Annotated in this window: 22 protein-coding genes; 8 read left to right on the plus strand and 14 right to left on the minus strand. The window is 49.8% G+C overall.

Annotation, left to right across the window (positions count from 1 at the left end; all coding sequences use genetic code 11):
* Positions 1–25 precede the first annotated feature (25 nt).
* Together marA and marR are read right to left on the minus strand one after the other, a co-directional pair.
* Positions 26–409 carry an MDR efflux pump AcrAB transcriptional activator MarA gene (gene marA, locus F4V72_RS05405; protein ID WP_000091193.1) on the minus strand — a complete coding sequence of 128 codons (384 nt, stop codon included), beginning with the start codon at positions 407–409 and terminating at the stop codon, positions 26–28.
* Between the two features lie 19 nt (positions 410–428).
* Positions 429–863 (minus strand): multiple antibiotic resistance transcriptional regulator MarR, encoded by a 435-nt coding sequence (marR, locus tag F4V72_RS05410; protein ID WP_023247492.1) that lies wholly within the window; start codon positions 861–863, stop codon positions 429–431.
* 258 nt (positions 864–1121) lie between these two features.
* Between marR and F4V72_RS05415 the strand changes: the two genes are divergently transcribed.
* On the plus strand, positions 1122–1787 hold the full coding sequence (locus tag F4V72_RS05415; protein WP_023247493.1) for a MarC family NAAT transporter: 666 nt from the start codon (positions 1122–1124) through the stop codon (positions 1785–1787).
* A 46-nt stretch (positions 1788–1833) separates the two neighbouring features.
* On the opposite strand, the gene F4V72_RS05420 is transcribed toward F4V72_RS05415, so the two are convergent.
* Positions 1834–3024 carry a sugar transporter gene (locus tag F4V72_RS05420; protein ID WP_023247494.1) on the minus strand — a complete coding sequence of 397 codons (1191 nt, stop codon included), beginning with the start codon at positions 3022–3024 and terminating at the stop codon, positions 1834–1836.
* Between the two features lie 115 nt (positions 3025–3139).
* Positions 3140–4012 carry a putrescine utilization regulator PtrR gene (gene ptrR / locus F4V72_RS05425; protein WP_023247495.1) on the minus strand — a complete coding sequence of 291 codons (873 nt, stop codon included), beginning with the start codon at positions 4010–4012 and terminating at the stop codon, positions 3140–3142.
* Positions 4013–4114: 102 nt separating this feature from the next.
* Here ptrR and sad point away from each other — a divergent pair, with 102 nt between their 5' ends.
* The 5 genes from sad to F4V72_RS05450 all read left to right on the plus strand — a co-directional run bounded on the left by sad (position 4115) and on the right by F4V72_RS05450 (position 9758).
* Positions 4115–5503, plus strand: coding sequence for a succinate-semialdehyde dehydrogenase (sad, locus tag F4V72_RS05430; RefSeq protein WP_053530072.1), 1389 nt, complete (start codon positions 4115–4117; stop codon positions 5501–5503).
* A 72-nt stretch (positions 5504–5575) separates the two neighbouring features.
* Entirely contained in the window at positions 5576–6502 is a 927-nt protein-coding gene (glsB, locus tag F4V72_RS05435; protein WP_023247497.1) for a glutaminase B, read from the plus strand.
* Complete coding sequence (locus F4V72_RS05440; protein WP_063390429.1) at positions 6502–6861, plus strand: DUF4186 domain-containing protein; 360 nt, start codon at positions 6502–6504, stop codon at positions 6859–6861. Before glsB ends, F4V72_RS05440 begins: the two co-directional genes overlap by 1 nt.
* 279 nt (positions 6862–7140) lie before the next feature.
* Positions 7141–8592: a tagaturonate reductase gene (locus tag F4V72_RS05445; RefSeq protein ID WP_070801212.1), complete on the plus strand. Its 1452-nt coding sequence runs from the start codon at positions 7141–7143 to the stop codon at positions 8590–8592.
* A 251-nt stretch (positions 8593–8843) separates the two neighbouring features.
* On the plus strand, positions 8844–9758 hold the full coding sequence (locus F4V72_RS05450; RefSeq protein ID WP_023247500.1) for a bestrophin family protein: 915 nt from the start codon (positions 8844–8846) through the stop codon (positions 9756–9758).
* 55 nt (positions 9759–9813) lie between these two features.
* Here F4V72_RS05450 and F4V72_RS05455 read toward each other — a convergent pair whose 3' ends face one another.
* Positions 9814–10341 (minus strand): YybH family protein, encoded by a 528-nt coding sequence (locus tag F4V72_RS05455; protein WP_023247501.1) that lies wholly within the window; start codon positions 10339–10341, stop codon positions 9814–9816.
* Between the two features lie 720 nt (positions 10342–11061).
* Here F4V72_RS05455 and ompC point away from each other — a divergent pair.
* Complete coding sequence (gene ompC / locus F4V72_RS05465; RefSeq protein ID WP_023247502.1) at positions 11062–12180, plus strand: porin OmpC; 1119 nt, start codon at positions 11062–11064, stop codon at positions 12178–12180.
* A gap of 129 nt (positions 12181–12309) precedes the next feature.
* Here ompC and hypA read toward each other — a convergent pair whose 3' ends face one another.
* Genes hypA through F4V72_RS05510 form a run of 9 tightly spaced genes read right to left on the minus strand, consistent with a single transcriptional unit; the run spans position 12310 to position 19540 of the window.
* The gene (hypA, locus tag F4V72_RS05470; RefSeq protein WP_000544772.1) at positions 12310–12651 is read right to left on the minus strand and encodes a hydrogenase maturation nickel metallochaperone HypA; all 342 of its coding nucleotides are present in this window, start codon (positions 12649–12651) and stop codon (positions 12310–12312) included.
* Between the two features lie 12 nt (positions 12652–12663).
* Positions 12664–13551: an ATP/GTP-binding protein gene (locus F4V72_RS05475; protein WP_053530073.1), complete on the minus strand. Its 888-nt coding sequence runs from the start codon at positions 13549–13551 to the stop codon at positions 12664–12666.
* Positions 13539–14600: a hydrogenase expression/formation C-terminal domain-containing protein gene (locus tag F4V72_RS05480; protein ID WP_136058268.1), complete on the minus strand. Its 1062-nt coding sequence runs from the start codon at positions 14598–14600 to the stop codon at positions 13539–13541. Before F4V72_RS05480 ends, F4V72_RS05475 begins: the two co-directional genes overlap by 13 nt.
* A 17-nt stretch (positions 14601–14617) precedes the next feature.
* Positions 14618–15028: a hydrogenase gene (locus F4V72_RS05485; RefSeq protein ID WP_063390432.1), complete on the minus strand. Its 411-nt coding sequence runs from the start codon at positions 15026–15028 to the stop codon at positions 14618–14620.
* The gene (gene hypC, locus F4V72_RS05490; protein WP_023247507.1) at positions 15025–15324 is read right to left on the minus strand and encodes a HypC/HybG/HupF family hydrogenase formation chaperone; all 300 of its coding nucleotides are present in this window, start codon (positions 15322–15324) and stop codon (positions 15025–15027) included. Before hypC ends, F4V72_RS05485 begins: the two co-directional genes overlap by 4 nt.
* Positions 15324–15932 carry a HyaD/HybD family hydrogenase maturation endopeptidase gene (locus F4V72_RS05495; protein ID WP_053530074.1) on the minus strand — a complete coding sequence of 203 codons (609 nt, stop codon included), beginning with the start codon at positions 15930–15932 and terminating at the stop codon, positions 15324–15326. The genes hypC and F4V72_RS05495 overlap by 1 nt, the downstream gene beginning before the upstream one ends.
* Positions 15933–15937: 5 nt before the next feature.
* Entirely contained in the window at positions 15938–16681 is a 744-nt protein-coding gene (gene cybH, locus F4V72_RS05500; protein WP_000924456.1) for a Ni/Fe-hydrogenase, b-type cytochrome subunit, read from the minus strand.
* Positions 16632–18434 (minus strand): nickel-dependent hydrogenase large subunit, encoded by a 1803-nt coding sequence (locus F4V72_RS05505; protein WP_053530075.1) that lies wholly within the window; start codon positions 18432–18434, stop codon positions 16632–16634. Before F4V72_RS05505 ends, cybH begins: the two co-directional genes overlap by 50 nt.
* A gap of 2 nt (positions 18435–18436) precedes the next feature.
* Complete coding sequence (locus F4V72_RS05510) at positions 18437–19540, minus strand: hydrogenase small subunit (RefSeq protein WP_001194448.1); 1104 nt, start codon at positions 19538–19540, stop codon at positions 18437–18439.
* Positions 19541–19967: 427 nt separating this feature from the next.
* Between F4V72_RS05510 and F4V72_RS05515 the strand changes: the two genes are divergently transcribed.
* A complete protein-coding gene (locus tag F4V72_RS05515; protein ID WP_063390433.1) occupies positions 19968–21059 on the plus strand; it encodes a choloylglycine hydrolase family protein in 1092 nt (363 codons plus the stop codon).
* Positions 21060–21084 lie beyond the last annotated feature (25 nt).

The following is a 21084-nucleotide window of genomic DNA, read 5'->3' on the forward strand; positions in this document are numbered from 1 at the left end:
GCCCTTCGCGTGGCGCATAAACAAACTAGCAGTTGCCATGGTTCAGCGGCAGCATATACCGTGATTCGCCATGCATATTGGTAATCCGGTATTTGTGTGGCGGCACGTCAAAATAGTTTTTGAACGTCCTGGTCAATGTTTGCTGTGACTCAAAGCCATAGCGTTCCGCCAGATAGAGGATGGGCTCGTTGCTCTCTTTTAATTTTTGCGCAATTTCCGTCATTTTACGGCTGCGGATGTATTGGCCTAATGAATGACCGGTCTCTTTTTTAAACATCCGTTGCAGGTGCCATTTGGAGTACCCTGAACGCTCAGACACTTTTTCCAGTGAGAGCGGCGATTCCAGGTTATCCTCGATCCAGTCCAAAATGCTATGAATAGTAATAGCGTCAGTGTTGCGTCTGGACATCGTCATACCTCTTTTTTGTCTACGGCAGAATTTTCTTGAGCAAATACTCAAGCGTTGCCACTTCGTCCGCCGTTAAGTTTTTTGTTAATTCCTGATGCAGGTCTTGCCCTGGTCGTTGATGACATTGCTCACAAATTGCCGCGCCGTCCGGCGTTAGCTTCACCAGTACGCCGCGTTTGTCATTAGGATTCGGCAGTCTTTCGATCCAGCCTTTGCACAGCAGGCGGTCGAGCATCCGCGTCAATGCGCCGAGATCGACAGACAGCACTTTTTTAAGTTCAACCGGGGTAACACATCCCGCGCAGCGTATCGAGCAAAGCACTTTAAACTGTGATGCGGTGATATCCAGCGGGGATAAGTAGTCATTTAACAGGCGATCTTTTTTCTGATTTACCATGTAGATCAAGCGACCCAGCGGAATGATTTCATTGAACAGATCACTGGTGCTTTTCAAAATGGTTGCCCCGGCAAGTAATTAATTTCGTCAGATACTATTTCTCAGGCAAGTATAAGTCAACTGAATGAATTAACCGATGCCACGATTTGCTAAAAGGCGTACAAGGTAATGTGTTGTGATAACCTGTAACTAATTGATAATTACAGGTTATAGGTTACGGAGGATATTGACTTACGCACTGGCAAAATGGCGCGCCGGGGCAGTTTCACTTTATACTTCCGGTTCATGAAACGCTGATGGGTAAGAGATAGTATTATGATGGATTTGTTTAAAGCGATTGGATTGGGACTGGTCGTACTGCTCCCTTTAGCCAATCCGCTAACCACCGTGGCGCTGTTTCTTGGCCTTGCGGGCAATATGAATAGTGCGGAACGCAACCGACAGTCATACATGGCTTCGGTTTATGTCTTCGCCATTATGATGGTGGCGTACTATGCCGGGCAGTTAGTCATGAACACCTTCGGTATTTCGATTCCAGGGCTACGGATCGCCGGTGGGTTAATCGTAGCGTTTATCGGCTTCAGAATGCTTTTCCCGCAGCAGAAGGCGCATGAGTCGCCGGAAGCGAAAAGCAAATCGGAGGAGCTGGCGGACGAACCGACGGCCAATATTGCGTTTGTTCCACTGGCTATGCCAAGCACCGCAGGACCGGGGACTATTGCAATGATCATCAGTTCCGCTTCCACAGTGCGTCATGGCGGCGAGTTTCCCGACTGGGTCATTACGGTCGCGCCGCCGATTATTTTTCTTGCCGTGGCGGTGATCCTGTGGGGATGTTTACGCAGTTCCGGCGCTATCATGCGGCTGGTGGGTAAAGGGGGGATTGAAGCGATTTCCCGCTTAATGGGATTCCTGCTGGTGTGTATGGGAGTACAATTTATTATCAACGGCGTGGTAGAAATTATTAAAACGTACCACTAAGGCGCATTTTCGTCTGCCGGAAAGGCGTTCCCGGCAGACGAATGTCTTAATGCGATTGTTCTTCCAGCATCACTGGCCATTTACGGAATATGAGCACAGCCCATACCAGCGCGGCACAGGCGGGTATGGCGCCAATATAGCCGATGGCCGACATTGACCAGTGCAAACTCACCTGATTTCCTACCAGCGCGCCAGCGCCAATACCGATATTAAAGATGCCTGAAAATAGCGCCATTGCGACATCGGTCGCGTCCGGGGCCAGCGCCAGTACTTTCACCTGCATACCGAGCCCTATCACCATAATCGCGATTCCCCAGAAAATGCTCAGTATGGCCAGATGCGCTTCGCTATCCGCCGCAGGCAGCAACAGAAGCAGACAGACAACCAGCAGGGCAATAGCGATACTGACGAGCGACGAGGCATGGCGATTACCCAGTTTACCAAACACGAGGCTGCCGATGATTCCGGCGCCGCCCAGGATCAGTAACAGGACGGTAGCAAAATTCGCACTGAGCCCGGCGACATTCTGAACGAACGGTTCAATATAGCTATAAGCCGTGTAATGCGCAGTCACCACAACGACGGTCAGTACATAGAGGCTCATCAGCGCCGGGCGTCGGAATAGCAAAGGTAAACTTTTTAGTGAGCCGGAATGTTCGCTCGGCAATTTCGGTAGAAGCTTAATCAGACATAGCAGCGTAATTAATGCGCCCATGCCGATGGCAAAAAAGGTGGTGCGCCAGCCAAAATACTGACCAACAACGCGACCTATCGGCAGCCCAAGCACCATGGCCAACGCGGTTCCGGTCGCTATCAGACTTAATGCCTGCGCGCGTTTCCCGGCAGGGGCCAGGCGGATCGCCAAAGACGCGGTTATCGACCAGAAAATAGCGTGGGCGAAAGCGATGCCGATACGGCTAATGACCAGCACGGTAAAGCTCCACGCCAGGAAGGAGAGCACATGGCTGGCAATAAACAGAACAAACAGACAAATGAGTAGCTTACGGCGCTCCATTTGACTGGTAAGAAGCATAAAAGGTAGCGACATGACGGCAACTACCCAGGCGTAAATGGTTAGCATGATGCCGACCTGCGCGGTTTGCATATGAAAGCTTTCGGCAATGTCTGACAGCAAACCAACCGGCACAAATTCCGTGGTATTGAAAATAAAAGCGGCGATAGCAAGCGTAACTACCCGTAGCCACGCGACCTTGCGGGAAACTGGATTGATAGTCATAAAAATATTTCGGGTTAGTTGCGAGAAGGTGAGGCCGTGATCTTAAAACGTTTACTGGCGAAAAGACAATCATTTTGTGACCTGCGTCTCATTTACTTCGCAGGCCGTTTCGTCTTCAGTCGACGCTCGCCAGTTGGGCGTTAAGTAGCTCTATAAAGGCCTCAAGCTGGCGCGTCATCGCCCCGCGCCGCCAAATTAGCCAGGTGGTAAGCCAGCGCCACTTCTCCGCCAACGGCCAGGCTTCCACCTGATGATGTCCTGGCATACTGTTGAGCATACTTGCTGGCATCAGCGCAATACCTGCGCCGGCGATTACGCACGCCAACATTCCATGATATGACTCCATTTCGTGAATCGTACCGGGGGTCGCGCCATCGGCATGAAACCAGCTTTCGAAATGCCGCCGGTAAGAACAGTTGGCGCGAAAAGCATATATGTTACAACCATTCACCTCGCTTGCGCGCGAAACGACGGGATGGCCGTGCGGCGCGACGATCATCATCTCTTCCTGGTAAACCGGCATACCTTCCAGCCCCGGATGCATTAGCGGGCCATCAATAAAGGCGGCGTTCAGCTTTCCTTCGAGCACGCCATCCAGCATGGCGCCGGAAGGACCTGTCGTTAACGCGAACTGAATTTTAGGGTAACGCTGGTTATAGCCCGCCAGCAGCGCGGGGATACGTACGGCGGCAGTACTTTCTAACGCGCCGAGTGAAAACAGTCCTTGCGGTTCCTTTCCGGCGACCACCATGCGGGCTTCATCGACCAGCGCCAGGATCTGCTGGCTGTAACGTAAAAAGTTATGTCCGGCTGGCGACAGCCTGAGACGCTGGTTTTCGCGAATAAACAGAGAGACGCCAAGGTCGGCTTCAAGCTGGCGGATACGCGTGGTCAGGTTAGACGGAACGCGGTGCACTTTTGCCGCCGCCTGCGTAATGCTACCCGTTAGAGCGACAGCGTTAAACATTTCCAGTTGCGTCAGGTCCATGGTTTTCTCAATTCGTGAATGTTCTGGTTAATATTATTCATTTCTCGGAAAGGGTAAAGGGCGTCATGATGGTATGACTTCCCTGATAACGAGAGAAAGAACATGACCATGATGACTGCAACACAGGCGCTATCCATGAATCCTGCGACCGGGCAGACGCTGGCGACAAGGCCCTGGGCTAACGCGCAAGAGATTGAATATGCGCTGAATCTGGCGGCGAATGGTTGCAAAAAGTGGAAAATGACGTCGGTAGCGCAACGGGCGCAAACATTACGCGATATTGGTCAGGCGCTTCGCGCTCATGCAGAAGAGATGGCGCAATGTATTACGCGTGAAATGGGTAAACCCATAAAACAGGCGCGTGCGGAAGTGATGAAATCCGCCGCGTTATGCGACTGGTATGCGGAACATGGTCCGGCAATGCTGAATCCTGAGCCTACACTGGTAGAAAATCAGCAGGCGGTGATTGAATACCGTCCGCTGGGCGTCATTCTGGCGATAATGCCGTGGAATTTTCCTTTATGGCAGGTGTTACGCGGGGCAGTGCCGATACTGCTGGCGGGGAATAGCTACTTGTTAAAACATGCACCCAATGTCACTGGTTGCGCGCAGATGATAGACCGAATCTTGACGGAAGCCGGTACTCCCGCTGGCGTCTATGGATGGGTGAACGCTAATAATGAGGGCGTGAGTCAGATGATTAACGATCCGCGAATCGCGGCGGTGACGGTGACAGGCAGCGTGCGCGCCGGCGCGGCGATTGGCGCTCAGGCTGGGGCGGCGCTGAAAAAATGCGTACTGGAACTGGGTGGGTCGGATCCGTTTATTGTGCTTAATGATGCCGATCTTGAGCTGGCGGTAAACGCTGCGGTTGCAGGACGCTATCAAAACACCGGACAAGTCTGCGCCGCCGCCAAACGTTTTATTGTCGAAGAGGGCATTGCACAGGCGTTTACCGAGCGATTTGTGGCGGCTGCCGCGGCATTAAAGATAGGTGATCCTCTGGTTGAAGAGAATGACCTGGGACCGATGGCGCGCTTTGATCTGCGTGATGAACTCCATCAACAGGTGCAGGCTTCTGTCGCCGAAGGCGCACGGCTACTGTTGGGCGGCGAGAAAATCGCCGGGGAAGGCAACTATTATGCTGCGACCGTTCTGGCTGATGTCACGCCTGACATGACTGCATTTCGTCAGGAACTTTTTGGGCCTGTTGCCGCCATTACCGTTGCAAAAGATGCGGCGCACGCCCTCGCGCTGGCGAATGACAGTGAGTTTGGCCTGTCGGCGACGATCTTTACCGCCAACGATACGCTGGCCGCGGAGATGGCGGCGCGTCTTGAGTGCGGTGGGGTATTCATTAATGGGTACAGCGCCAGCGATGCGCGTGTGGCATTCGGCGGGGTGAAGAAAAGCGGCTTCGGTCGCGAGCTTTCGCACTTTGGTTTACACGAATTTTGCAATGTGCAGACCGTTTGGAAGAACCGTGTCTAATCGTCCTGACGTCGCGTCGTGCCCTCTGCTATACTCGCAGGCCTTTTCAGACCTGCGAGCAAGGAGCATGTTGTGGCCAGGGCCATGGATAATGCAATTTTAGAGACGATTTTACAGCGCGTTCGCCCCCTCATTGGCCAGGGCAAAGTCGCTGACTATATTCCGGCATTAGCGTCCGTCGAGGGTTCAAAGCTGGGAATAGCGATTTGTACCGTGGACGGGCAGCATTATCAGGCGGGCGATGCGCACGAACGCTTCTCTATTCAGTCTATTTCGAAAGTGCTCAGTCTGGTGGTGGCGATGCGTCATTATCCAGAAGAGGAGATCTGGCAGCGCGTCGGAAAAGATCCTTCCGGCTCGCCGTTCAATTCGCTGGTTCAGTTAGAGATGGAACAAGGTATCCCGCGTAATCCATTTATTAATGCGGGCGCGCTGGTGGTATGCGACATGTTGCAAGGACGGCTTAGCGCGCCGCGTCAGCGGATGCTGGAAGTTGTGCGCGCGCTTTGCGGCGTATCGGATATTACGTATGACACTACGGTCGCTCGCTCTGAATTTGAGCATTCCGCCCGTAACGCCGCTATTGCCTGGCTGATGAAATCGTTCGGTAATTTTCATCATGATGTGCCTACCGTGTTGCAAAATTACTTCCACTACTGCGCGTTGAAAATGAGCTGCATGGAACTGGCGAGGACGTTTGTCTTTCTGGCAAATCAGGGCGAGGCGTTTCATCTCGACGAGCCGGTAGTTACACCTATGCAGGCCCGGCAGATTAACGCGCTGATGGCGACCAGTGGTATGTATCAGAACGCCGGAGAGTTTGCCTGGCGTGTAGGATTGCCCGCTAAGTCCGGCGTGGGTGGCGGTATTGTCGCCATTGTGCCGCATGAAATGGCGATTGCCGTCTGGAGTCCGGAGCTGGACCCTGCGGGAAACTCTCTGGCGGGTATTGCCGCGCTTGAACAATTAACACAAACATTAGGACGCTCGGTATACTGATGAATGCGCTTGAACCGCTTTTTGCCCGCCTGGCGCGATCGACATTTCGTTCGCGTTTTCGTCTCGGGGTAAAAGAAAGACAATATTGCTGGGATAAAGGCGCGGAGGTGATTGATAAACACGCCGCCGATTTTATCGCCCAACGACTGGCGTCAGCTCACCCGGCGAATGATGGTAAGCAAACGCCGATGCGGGGACACCCGGTGTTTATCGCGCAACACGCGACGGCGACCTGCTGTCGCGGATGTCTGGCAAAGTGGCATCACATTCCCCAGGGCGAAGCACTGAGCGAAGCGCAGCAACAGTATATTGTCAGCGTTATCCATTACTGGCTGGTTATACAAATGAATCAGCGGTAGGAGACGTTTGTTGCCGTCGACGCTTCATGATTGAATTACCTTAATACTCTCCCGGTTTATCCTTTCTTTTTTCTCTTCGTCCTGCGGGCTATACGTGGGCATATCTCCTATGAAGCCGTTTTCTTATCGACGTCGGAGCGGCGCCATTTCACTGGATATACCAATCGGGCAAAAATAGTCACGACGTCTTGATCAAAACAGGGGTTCAGAGTCGTAAAGTTTGCTAACCTGTTGGACCAATAAATCATCTTGTATGACTAATTTAAAAGGGAACCCGTTGTGAAAACGTTAAACCGTCGTGATTTCCCCGGTGCGCGGTATTCTGAACGCATCATTCAGTTTGGCGAAGGAAACTTTCTACGCGCTTTTGTGGACTGGCAGGTCGATCTGCTTAATGAACATACCGATCTTGATGCCGGCGTGGTTATTGTGCGCCCTATAGAAAGCGATTTTCCCCCTTCCTTAAATACGCAGGATGGCCTTTATACAACAATTATTCGTGGTCTGAATGATAAAGGGGAGGCCGTTAGTGACGCGCGGCTTATTCGTGCTGTTAATCGTGAAATTAGCGTTTACGGTGAGTATGAGGCGTTTCTCAAACTGGCGCATAATCCGGATATCCGTTTTGTTTTCTCAAATACGACCGAAGCGGGCATCAGCTACCATGCGGGCGATAAATTTGATGATGCGCCAGCGGTGAGTTATCCGGCTAAGCTAACCCGACTGCTTTATGAACGTTACCACCATTTTAGCGGGGCGGCGGATAAAGGCTGGATTATCATTCCCTGCGAGTTGATTGATTACAACGGCGAGGCGCTGCGTGAATTAATTGTGCGTTATGCCGAAGAGTGGGCATTACCGGCTGCATTTTTGCAGTGGTTGGATCAGGCTAACGTCTTCTGCTCTACGCTGGTGGATCGTATTGTTACCGGTTATCCGCGTGATGAAGCTACGCGACTGGAAGCGGAACTGGGGTATCACGATGCGTTTCTGGATACGGCAGAACACTTTTACCTGTTTGTGATTCAAGGACCTCAGTCGCTGGCTCAGGAGCTACGTCTGGATAAGTACCCGTTAAACGTACTGATTGTTGACGATATTAAACCGTATAAAGCGCGTAAAGTGGCAATTCTTAACGGCGCACATACGGCGCTGGTTCCGGTAGCGTATCTGGCTGGCCTTGATACCGTTGGCGACGCGATGAACGATGCCGGAATTTGCGCCTTTGTCGAAAAAGCAATTTATGAGGAAATTATTCCAGTTCTGGATTTGCCTCGTGAAGCGCTGGAATCGTTCGCCAGCGCAGTGACTGGCCGTTTCCGCAATCCTTATATTAAGCATCAACTATTATCTATCGCCCTGAATGGTATGACGAAATTCCGTACCCGCATTTTGCCGCAGTTACTGGAAGGGCAGCAGGCCAATGGGCAGTTACCTGCGCGTCTGACATTTGCCTTAGCGGCATTACTTGCTTTTTATCGCGGCGAGCGGTCTGGCGAATCCTATCCCATTCAGGATGATGCATTCTGGATCGAACGTTACGCGCAGTTATGGCGTCAACATCGCGACCAGACGATCGACACCGCGGCGTTAGTGAAATCCGTGCTGGCTGAAAAAGGGCATTGGGGGCAGGATTTGACGTGTATCACTGGTTTGGTTGAGCAGGTTACAACCTATCTGGATACTATCCTCGAAAATGGCATGCGTAACGCAGTGAAACCGCTTTGTTAAGCAGAAAGCCCCGGCGGACGCCGGGCCTATTGACCGCGATATTCCACAGATAGAAGCCGTTGACCGTCATATTTCTCATGCGCTGAAGAGCATTTTTAGTTACAACATACATGTTATTTGTTTTTTTCAATACCTGTCAGCACCGTGCAAATAAATGCTCAACAGGGCAGAGAATCCCTGTATCACAGAAGCTTGCAACCTTGATCTGGATCACGTTTAATAACAGAGCTTTTCACCTGCTGAAGATAATCATGATCGTTAGACCACAACAGCACTGGATTCGCCTGATATTTGTCTGGCATGGTTCAGTGCTATCTAAAATCTTTTCACGGCTGCTACTTAACTTTCTTCTTTCTATCGCCGTTATTATCATGCTGCCCTGGTACACAATGCTGGGTATTAAATTTACCCTTGCGCCGTTTAGCATACTGGGCGTTGCTATCGCCATTTTTTTGGGTTTTCGCAATAATGCCTGCTATGCGCGTTATGTCGAAGCCCGACATTTGTGGGGGCAGTTGATGATCGCTTCACGCTCAATACTGCGAGAGGTGAAAACAACCTTGCCTGATGAACGTGGTATGGAGGGTTTTGTTCGTTTACAAATCGCTTTTGCCCACTGTTTGCGTATGACATTGCGTCGACAGCCTCAAACGCAAGTTCTGGGGAACTATCTTGACCAGGACGCGTTACAGAAAGTTGTCGCTTCCCATTCGCCCGCTAACCGTATCTTATTGCTGATGGGAGAGTGGCTGGCAATTCGTCGCCGCAGCGGAAAACTTTCCGATATCTTATTTCATAGTCTCAACAACCGATTAAATGATATGTCGTCAGTGTTGGCCGGCTGTGAGCGCATCGCCAACACACCGGTGCCTTTTGCCTATACGTTAATTTTGCATCGTACGGTTTATCTTTTCTGCATTATGTTGCCATTTGCACTGGTGGTTGATCTGCACTATATGACGCCCTTTATTTCGGTGCTTATTTCTTATACGTTTATCGCGCTGGATGCGTTAGCGGAAGAGCTGGAAGATCCGTTCGGTACTGAAAATAATGATTTACCGCTGGATGCGATATGCAATGCGATAGAAATCGATTTACTGCAAATGAATGATGAAAGGGATATTCCGGCAAAACGGATACCGGATAAGCGCTATCAACTGACCTGAGCTCGTCTTAACTGGCGCAGAATGTTCATCTGCGCCATAACCTGAAGAGCAAAGCTTAATAGCCTTCTCCAACGCCGGTTTTGGCCGGACCAGAGTAGTGGATATGAACGATTCGCCATCCTATGTTTGGTATCTTCGCCCACACCTGGCTTTCACGGCCTGTCGTATGTTGAGTCTGTCCATTATCACGGCGTACCGCGGTAAAATGCCAGTCGAATTCTGCAACGGCGGCATTGCCATACACATGAATAGTAGGGGGAGCGTCCAGTTTTAACGTGCGTTTGCTGAACGTTTTACCCATAGTGGTACCATAAAAATTTTCAGCGATCTGGGGCCATCCGCGTTCGTGGCCGCGTGGATGAATAAAACTGGTTTCCGGTGAAACATAAAAAAGCTGCTTACCCAACGTTGGATCTGCCTTATCTATTGAATAAAGATAACGGTTAATGCCTTCTGTAATTTGTTGTTTAACGGCCGACGTAGCTTCATTTTGCGCGGCGGTTGGCGTTGCCGCCGATGCCGATGACGCCATTAGAGTTAACGTTATCGCGGCGGCTGGGAAAAATAGTGACGTTTTTTGCATAATATTTAGCCCATAAAGTCTGTTTTTAAGTCGCTTTATTTTTCCTGTTACGTTCACATTTGTGCTAAAGGGGACATTGCTCACGAACAATAAAAAATATTCTTCTACAGAATTACCCCGAAAAGGGAATGACGCAATTAAGAATATCGTATTTGTTTGTAACGGCATGACTCAAAATATGAAAATTTAGAGTTTCAGTATTGTTGCTGTCCCTTGATTTGTTTTTGTGTTTATTACCGCCGGTAAACAGTTCATCTTATGAATAGTGATACACAAATGACCGTTTGCGCTATGTGATAATTAACTATGGTAAAAATATACAAATCGATGAAGTGCTATTTCAGTAGTACGGTATTTTTTATAACGCTAATTTAAAAATAAATGTAAACGTAACAAATTATATAGAAAACTAAGGGTGGAATTCTCCTGATAGTGACTCCACCTTAACCAACGTCAGCAGATTGCTCAGCGCCATTCTGGCCTCGCCATCCCGGACGTTAAGCCCGCTCTCTACTGGCAAACCCATTGTTATTACAGCAGAAAATAGTGCACCGATTAATGTAGTGATGCTTAACTTGCATTTTATTATCACTAATACATAGCAAGCTAATATTACACTTTGAAACTTAACGCACGGTAATTGTTAGTGATATTGTCCTGGACAGTTCCGCGAGCAGGTTTTGCGGAAAGTCCAAAAATAAGACAAATAAGGCATATAAAATGAAAAAAGTAGTGGTGTTATCTGCGGTAGCCGCAGCCGTAATGATGGCTGGAGCCGCCAACGCAGCAGAAATCTATAACAAGGATGGCAACAAACTGGATTTGTATGGCAAGGTCGACGGCCTGCATTATTTTTCCAGTAATCATAGTACGGATGGTGATCAATCTTATATCCGTATGGGTATTAAGGGTGAGACCCAAATTACCGATCAGCTAACCGGTTTTGGACAGTGGGAGTATCAGGTCAACGCCAACCGTCCGGAAGATGGTGACTCCAGCGGTTCTCCACAAAGCTGGACGCGTCTCGGTTTTGCTGGTTTGGCATTTGCCGATATGGGGTCTGTTGATTATGGTCGTAACTATGGCGTGTTATACGACATTGGTTCATGGACTGACGTACTGCCTGAATTTGGTAATGATTCGTATGAAGCTTCCGATAATTTTATGACCGGACGTGCGAATGGCGTTCTGACTTATCGCAATAATGATTTCTTTGGTCTGGTTGATGGTCTGAATATTGCGTTGCAGTATCAGGGTAAAAATGACGGCCTGTCGAAAGAAGGCGATCCTTTAAGCAATAATGCCAGAAAAAGTATCGCGTACCAGAATGGCGATGGTTTCGGGGCATCAGCGACATATGATCTGGGCATGGGGGTGAGCCTGGGGGCAGCCTATACCAGTTCCAAACGCACGCTTGATCAGATTACGCAAGATAAATACGATAATGGCGACCGCGCTGAAGCCTGGACTGGTGGTGTGAAGTATGATGCCAATAATATTTATCTGGCGGCAAACTATACCCGTACTTATGATATGACCTATATGGGCGATACATTGGGCGGCTTTGCACATAAAACCGATAACTGGGAAATGGTAGGGCAATATCAATTTGATAATGGCTTACGCCCATCACTGGCGTTCCTGCAATCCAGAGCCAACGATGTTAATGGTCTCGGATCGTTCGACCTTGTGAAATATATTGATGTGGGTTCCTATTACTACTTTAATAAAAATATGTCCGCGTATGTTGACTATAAAATCAATCTGCTAAAAGATGGCAACCCATCGAATCCTAATACAGACAACACCGTGGCGCTCGGCTTAGTCTACGAGTTCTGATAAAACTTGTTGATTAAGACAGTTTAGGGATACCCTCCTTTCCCCGAAACTGTGTCACTGCTTAACCTTTATTATTGTTAATTTATTCTTTTATTATTTCAGGACGCTTCTGGCGTCCTTTTTTATTGACTATTCGACTTCGATTTCCCGAATACGCATTCTGCTACTGTCATCTATCTGCACCTTACCTGAATGACAAAAGGGACAACAGAGTGTGGATGTTTGAGAGGTGAAGGGTTGATTACAGGACAGACACCAACCTTGCGCCGGTGCGATAGTAATGTGGAAACGCGCATTGTCAGCAAGAGTATGACGAGCAGCGACATCCAGGCCAAAATGCAGCGCCGGCACTTCAACACAGGCCATGACGCCAATCTCCAGCCAGACTTGCTTTACCTTGCTGAACTGGTGATTTACTGCCTGTTCCTCCAGCAATTCGATAATATTTTGCGCCAGGGCTAATTCATGCATGGGCCAGGTCCTTTATTCAACAATATTTACGGCGACACAAGGATCAATAACCTGTAATTGTCGCGACCACAATGAGACAGGAATAGCAGACAGTTCGCGAGCAATGACTCCGTCAGATTGGGCGTGACGAGTGGTGGGCGAAATAATACGGTAATCAAGAATATTGCCTGACGTCGTCAGTCTGGCCTGATGAACTAACCATCCTCGCGCGGTTTCCACTACCGCTATTTTCCACTCGCCATCATCAAAACGATTCCAGCGCAGGGTGGGAAGGGCGCTCAAACTTCGGGCGAGCGTAATGCAGCGGGCCAGCAGACGCAGCGCAATCGGTTTTCCGCTAAGGCAACAGGCTGACAGCAGCGGATATTCGATAGCCAGAGGCGAGACATCCAGGGGAGCATGGGTTATTAACGTATGGTCCGGGGACGACGCCATCGGTAGTGTAGGTGTAATAATATTCTGTAATGCCGCCAGCCAGCGGGCGGCTTCAGAACGCTCTTGCAAAAACCATGCTTCCCAGCCCTGTACGCCAGCGGCAAGCCAGATATGAGGATCATCGTCGAAAAAGATTGTGCTCGCCAGCGGGGATAAGTCTCCGCGACGTAACAACGCCCATTCTTCAACGGTTGCCTGTCGGTGGCTAAATAGGGGGAGCCAGTCGGTCAACGCGCGCCGGAGCGTTTCTCGCGCCAGCTCTTGTTGTGCGGCCTGCATATCTGGCTCCTCTTCAGGAAACAGCAGTAAAGCCGCCGCCGCGCTGTGCGCTTGAGCGCACAACGTAAACAAACGTGAAATAAGCGTTTTCGCGTATACCGGCGTTGCGCCCTGTAACAAACGACCGATCGGCGGCTCCTGCCAGATAATCCGTAGCGGGTGAGAATAGACGGTCAATCTTTGCACGAATTATTACCTTCATCGATCACCATAAACCCGGATTTACTGGTTTCGCAAACCGGACAGCACCAGTAATCAGGTAATTGGTTGAAGGGCACGCCAGGTGGGATTTGCCAGACATCATCGCCCAGTTCAGGATCGTAAACCCACCAACATACTTTGCACTCCATGCGCACCACTGGCTCATTTTCTGTAACAGGGTATTCTTTCAACCATTTCAGCGTATTTTTCAGCCCCGCGCAGGCATCTTCAATATCGTCTATACCTGCGACGGCGATATCAGGAATATCCGCTATCTCAATCATATCTTGCAGTAACGTATTCATATCATTGAAATAATTGACCCGCCATACGCCGGGAAAATGTGTGCTTACAATCCGGCATTTACCATATCCGCGTGAAAAAATAGCGCTACAGCCTTCGCCTAAAAAATGATCCAGATACTCGCGATCGGCATCGTTTACTGGTAATAGCGTTAAGTTAATGATATGCGGTTCTTTTACCGGCTGTTTTACGCGTTCGGCTATTTCATGCGCGATAAAGGCGCCATTCATCAATCCCGTCGGTTGCGGCGGCAATTCTGGCGTAATCGGCGGTTGCGGATGCGTCCGCCAGATGCTCTCAGGGATCGGGCCAATGATAATTTCATCGGCAACCCGTTGCTGGTCAGCGTTAAATTCACGTATACGCCAGACGCCCGTAAAAACCGTCTCCTGAATACGCTGTTCTTTTCCATCGGGTAACAGTACCCGGGCGGATATTTCACCTTCGCCGAGCAATTGATCCAACAAACCGCTATTCTGTTGCTCAGAAGCATTCAGCTTATAGATCAGGGGAAATGAGAGTCTTGCCACTGGGGTATCCATATCGCCAATAAGCGTAGTCAGGACGTGTCTGGCTACATGAAGCTCAGCGGGCAGCGCCTGTTCCGGTAAAACCGGCGTCAGCGGGAGATTAATGCCGGCGGGGATAGGAAGAAAGTTAAAGTCTTCCTCTTCTGGCTGCGAGCCTGGTCCGGCAATATTAACGACTGGAATAGTTCTGGAATGATTCACGTGTGTTACCTTTCATTCTATTGCGTGATAACGGGAATATCCTGACGATAGCCCGGTGTGATCAGCAATGCGGCCACCCGCTGAGAGTATTCTTGCCAGCTATATAATCCCGCCAGACTGCCGACAAAACGGTGCTGGCGAAAGAAAAGCAGTGCCGGATATTTCAGAATGCGATACTCCCGGGCGATCAGTTCACTCTGTTCGCTATCCGCAAATGCCGCGGTATAAGACGTCGCCGGAAATTGCTTGAGGATCTCCGGGATAATAACCCAACTGTCGGCGACTTCCGGGTGTTTGTTTGGGTCGCTTTGCAGCAAAACCAGAAGAGTCGGATGCGCATTAATCAACGACGGGAGCGTTTGCGCATCGGTAATCAGAAAGCCTTTGTTCGCCAGAGGACAAACAGGTTTTTGGGGTGAGATAGTCATTTTTTCAAATGCTCCGGTAATTCAGGCGTGCGAGATAATAAATCGGCAAAACCGGCCAGCGGATCGCTTTGCGTGCGCATGGCCTGTTCCAGCGAGTCCAGCGCTGCCAGTACCTCAATGGCTTCCGCTTCGTCCATTTCCCGTCGTGCTGCGCCGCCAAATGTCAGCAGCCATGCGCCAGCTAATGGGGGAGCTACAAGCCGAATATCAACGTCGATAAGATCGCCGTGTCGGTCGCGGCATTTGGCGAACCACTGACCTGGTGAAATAACCTGCACAGGAGCGCCAATACACATTATGATTTCTCTCTTTGTAGCACCCGAATATCACCGACCCGGCAAGCGCTTTGCGCATCTGGCCGTTCATCTTCGTAGCGTTCCATACACAGGCTATAATGATTGAGTCTTTCAGTGGTCAAGGCCGCTGAAGAGGCGGTGATACCCCATTGCGCCAGCACTTGCTGTGCGAGATAGACCGCGGGCATCAGTTGCGCCTTTACCTGCGGCGTGAGACTTCCGCCATAGTCATCCAGACATTCCGGCTGCACGCCGATCAGAACAATCTCCGCTAATGGGCAGCCGGTTAATTGCAGCAATGCCAGCACTTCAGAAAAACTGGTCTGATGTAAACTGAGTTTTTTCGCCGTCAGATAGGCGGGAACCTGTTCATCACGAAACATCGCCAGCGAACCTGGCGCCATACCAAAATCGATAGCATCCATGATTAACAGTTTTTCGGTCTGTTGTAGCCAGGGAAGCAGCGCCAGCCCCTGCGTACCGCCATCAACAACGTCAACTTTCTCGTTATCGGCATACTGTTCAAACAGCTTTTCCGCCGCTCTGACGCCGAACCCTTCATCTGCCCAAAGCAGGTTGCCAAGCCCTAAGATTGTTACTTCTGCCATTGTTATCACCTGAACCAGCGCCAGCCGCTTATCATGACGGAAATCACGCTTTGTCGGCTCATAATGTCTTCGCGGATAGCGGTATAAACATGCGCAATGACGAATGCAATAATGAACCACATGCCCAGCCGGTGCCAGAAATGCAGCGCGAGGCTATCGTTGCCAGTCAAGCGAATCATCCAGCCAAACCATTGATACGCCCAACTGTCCGTTCCAAGCCCTTCGCCATAGAGCGCAAAGCCGCTACACACCATCAGTACGGACATCCAGAAATAGAACATTACCGCCAGTCCCGCCACCGGATTATGTCCATAGTAACGATGGGCCTCTTTTTCGAGGAAAAAATACCAGCGGATTTCGCTGATAACGCCTTTGCGCCAGGCACGGCGCCAGAACGGAACCAGAAACATCTCTCTGGCGTACTCATTGCCGACACATGCCCAGTAAATACGAAACAGCAGAGCGACAGTAAAAATATACGCCGTGGTAAAATGGATCAGGCGTATCCAGCCCATCCAAAACATAAAGGTCGCTTCACCTTGAATCGATGGCAGGGGGCGGCCAATGAAATATCCTGTAACAGCCAGAACGACAATGGATAACGCCGTGATCCAGTGCCATAAACGTACCGGCGCTTCATAGATATAGTACCCCTGGCTGGTTATTTCTTTGAGATGCATTGAGACCTCCGAATCGTCGTCATCGTACCTGAACCCTGACCAGCTCCCCTCCATGATTATCAATAACATGGGTGGAGCAGGCCAGGCAGGGATCGAAGCTGTGCAGAGTACGTAAAATCTCCAATGGTTGATCGGGAACGGCGAGTTTAGTTCCCATTAACGCCGCTTCGTACGCGCCAATTTGACCTTTATCGTCACGTGGTCCGGCATTCCAGGTCGTCGGTACCACACACTGATAGCTGTCGATTTTCTGATTTTCAATTTTTATCCAGTGGCCCAGCGCGCCGCGCGGAGCCTCGCTGAAACCAACGCCTTTTGCAGATGTAGGCCAGGTATCGGGTTCCCAGAGCGTGACGTTTGCCGTCGCCGTATCGCCGGACTTGAGGTTACGCATCAGGCGATCGAAGAAATATTGCAGTGTATTGCCTGCCCATACGGATTCCAGCGCACGCGCGGCAGTACGCCCTAATGTAGAAAAGAGCGCCTCTTTAGGCAGCTTTAATACACTAAGCAGTTGATCTACGGGTTCTTTAAATTCCGGTTTATTTTGATGATATCCAATCAGATAACGCGCCAGCGGACCTACCTCCATAGCATGTCCCTTCCAGCGCGGCGATTTTATCCATGAATATTTAGCGGACTCATCCACCTGTTCGATAAAGGTTTTTGTGCCTTTATAGTGTTCGCCCATGACCAGTTGCGGTTCGGTCAGACCATCCCACGGATGCAGGCCCTTATCATTATTGCCGTTACCATAGGTATACCAGGAGTGAGTGACAAACTCCTGAATTTCATCGGGGGCGGTTAAATCGACAGGATGAATTTCGTCGAAACGACCATTAATGATAGCCCCACGCGGAAGCAGGAGATTACTGGCGGAATAATCGTTAGGGTTATCCGGAAACTCGCCATAAGCCAGCAGATTCATGCTCGATAACCCGCCGCCGATTTTTGCCCAGTCTTTGTAATAACTGGCAATCAGCAAGACGTCCGGAAGATAGACCTGTTCGCAGAACTGGCGAGCTTTTTTGATGATGGAACTGACAAGATTCAGACGTTCCATATTCACTGCGCCGACCGCGCCCGTTTCATCAAGGTTGATGGCGCAAGGAACGCCGCCCACCAGCCAGTTAGGATGCGGGTTTTTACCACCGAAAACGGTGTGAATTTTTACGATCTCTTTTTGAAAATCAAGCGCTTCAAGATAGTGGGCGACCGCCAGCAAATTGGCTTCCGGCGGAAGTTTCATAGCCGGATGTCCCCAGTAGCCGTTACGGAAAGGGCCAAGTTGACCGGACTCGATAAACCGTTTCAGACGATTTTGTAAATCGCGGAAATATCCCGGCGAGGACAGCGGCCATGCGGAAAGGCTTTGCGCGATGGCGGAGGTTTGATGCGGGTCGGCTTTCAGGGCGGCAACCACATCGACCCAGTCCAGCGCGTGCAGATGATAAAAATGCACCAGGTGATCGTGAACGTGTAGCGTAGCCTGCATCATATTACGGATACAGTTTGCGTTGTCTGGAATCGCGATTCCCAGCGCATTTTCTACGGCACGGATTGAGGTCAGAGCGTGTGTACCGGTGCAGACGCCGCAAATGCGTTCAACGAATGCCCAGGCGTCTCGCGGATCGCGGCCTTTCAGGATAACCTCAAGGCCGCGCCACATGGTGCCGGTCGACACGGCATTAGTAATGATATTATTACTGTCGATATTCACTTCGCAGCGCATATGTCCTTCGATGCGAGTAACCGGATCGACCACAATTCGTCGTCCGCTATTGTCCAGCGTAAAACCTTGAGTCTGATAAGGATATGACATAATTATTTTTTCTCTTCCGGAGCGTTTTCTGATGACGTGTTGTTTTTATTACGGGCGTGTTTTATGGCGCTGACCGTGGCGTGAGCGATGGCGGCAGCGCCCGCGACGCCGGCAACGCCCAGACCGATTTTATCGGCGGTAGCCTCAATACCGGTTTGCGGAATGCCCGTTGCCCGGCTGTAAAACGATCCATAATCCCAGAATCCATCTTCCGAACATCCGAGGCATCCATGACCCGACTGGATAGGAAAAGAAACGCCATCATTCCAGCGAACGGTTGAACAGGCGTTATAGGTAGTTGGGCCTTTACAGCCCATCTTGTACAGGCAATACCCTTTTCTGGCGCCTTCGTCATCCCACGCTTCCACAAACTGACCGGCATCGAAATGCGCGCGTCGATAGCATTTGTCATGAATCCGCTGACCATAAAACATTTTGGGTCGTCCAAGACGATCAAGGGGAGGGATACGATCAAATGCCAGCATATAGGTGATAACGGCGGACATCACTTCAGGTATAGGCGGGCAGCCAGGCACTTTAATAATGGGTTTATCGGTAATTAATTTGTGAACCGGCGTAGCTTTAGTTGGGTTTGGACGGGCTGCCTGCACGCAGCCCCATGACGCGCAGGACCCCCAGGCGATAATAGCTTTAGCATCCGCGCTGACGCGTTTTAACTTTTCCAGGAACGGCTCGCCCGCCAGTATGCAAAACATCCCATCTTCATTCAGCGGCGCGTTACCTTCCACGGCAACGATATAATTTCCTTTGTATTCACGCATCACATCCGCCAACGCCTGCTCGGCCTGTTGCCCCGCGGCGGCCATAATGGTGTCGTCATAATCCAGGGAAATGAGCGACAGAATGGCATCTTTTGCCAGTGGGTGCGCAGAGCGAATGAAAGACTCGGTACAACAGGTACATTCAAGACCATGCAGCCATATCACTGGCGTACGGGGTTTATTCTCCAGGGCGTAAGCTATCTGAGGAATCATCGAACTACTCAGGCCTAAAGACGTTGCGGTAAGGCTGCAAAACTTGAGGAAGCTACGCCTTGTCACGCCGTGTCTACGCATAACTTGATAGAATGTATCTTGTGTTTGCATAACGTTTATCCCAAACCACTATAGTTAGTGTGGGCATAATATGTTGCATATCTTGTCTTTCTCAACTTGATTTAGTAGCAATTATGTTTCTAATTCGTAACAACTGATTACATGTGTGCTACTACCATGCCTCAAAAACATAAATTAATTTAATGTTATTGCCGATGTAGAGTAGATATAACGTTGTGATGGTATATCTTAATGTCAATAAAAAACCTCGTTTTTTATTTATAACGCGATGGAAATATTTAAATATAGTCGCATGGATAACCCGTTTTCGAGCCAGTTCGCTGTGTTTAACTCTTCCTCAATCCGTCAGTTAAATTTATTTTTTGTAAAATAAGATCACAATAAATTACGTACCGAATAACCATTGATAGGTTTAATTTAATATATTCATCCAATCTATTTTACAAACAAGGAGAGCATGATGAAAAAAAGTAAAGCAATGTTATTTATCGCTCCGGCGCTGTTTTCATACGCCCTGGCTTCACAGGCCTGCACAACCCTTGCCATTCAGGATAAACAAGGCGATATTTTTCATGGACGCACGCTGGAATATATGCAGGATTTACCATCATGGTTAACATATTATCCAGCGGGAACGCAGTTTGTTAAAAAAACGCCGGATGGCAGCCAGGGAGTAAGTTATCAGGCGAAGTATCCAATACTGGCCATTACGTCCACCATCACTGATGGTGATAGCAGGGACATACTTGAAGGCATGAACAGCGCGGGATTGTCATTTAGTGAAAACATGATCATGGATGCGCAATTGCCGCCATTGCCCACGAGTGAATATAAACAGGCAATTCCTGTCACCTCACTGGGAGAATGGGCGCTGGCCCGTTTTGCTACCGTCGGCGAGGTAAAACAGGCGATAAAAGAGGGCAAATTCTGGTCACCGGAACTGCATCGGTTTGGCGATCTGAAATCGCCATTTCATTATGCGTTTTATGACAAGAAAGGGGGAAGCATTGTCGTTGAAGTGGAAAATGGCGAATTTCATGTCTATGACAATCCCACTCGCGTAATGACAAATGGTCCTGCATTTCCCTGGCATCTGACAAATCTGAATAATTATACGCAGTTAACCAATGTGGACCGCTCTTCAGGCACATTGGGCGGGATAAAAGTTATGCAACCTGACAGCGGGATCGCTATTGCAGACTTGCCGTCATCCGATACTTCGGTTTCCCGCTTTATACGCGGCGTTTATTACACCACATATGCGCCGCAGGCGACATCCGCCCACGATGCAATGAATACCCTTGCGCATATTATGAGCCGTTTCGATCGTCCGAAAAATATTACGGTTGATTATATGGGGAGTGAAGGGGAAGGCAACGCCACCCGCAAACCGGTCTCAGAATATACGGTCTGGACGACGCTATCTGACTTAACGCACGGCGATATGATGGTGCGCGGATACAATGATATCAACTATAAAACCTGGTCTCTTTCTCAGTTTAAGAATGCGACTGCGCCCGTGTTCGAGAAAATCAACGTTAAAGGATAAATCGTTCGTCCTGGTAAGGTTCCTC

Origin of the sequence: Salmonella enterica subsp. diarizonae (assembly GCF_008692785.1) — a bacterium.
In the GTDB taxonomy this organism is placed as follows: Bacteria; Pseudomonadota; Gammaproteobacteria; order Enterobacterales; family Enterobacteriaceae; genus Salmonella; species Salmonella diarizonae.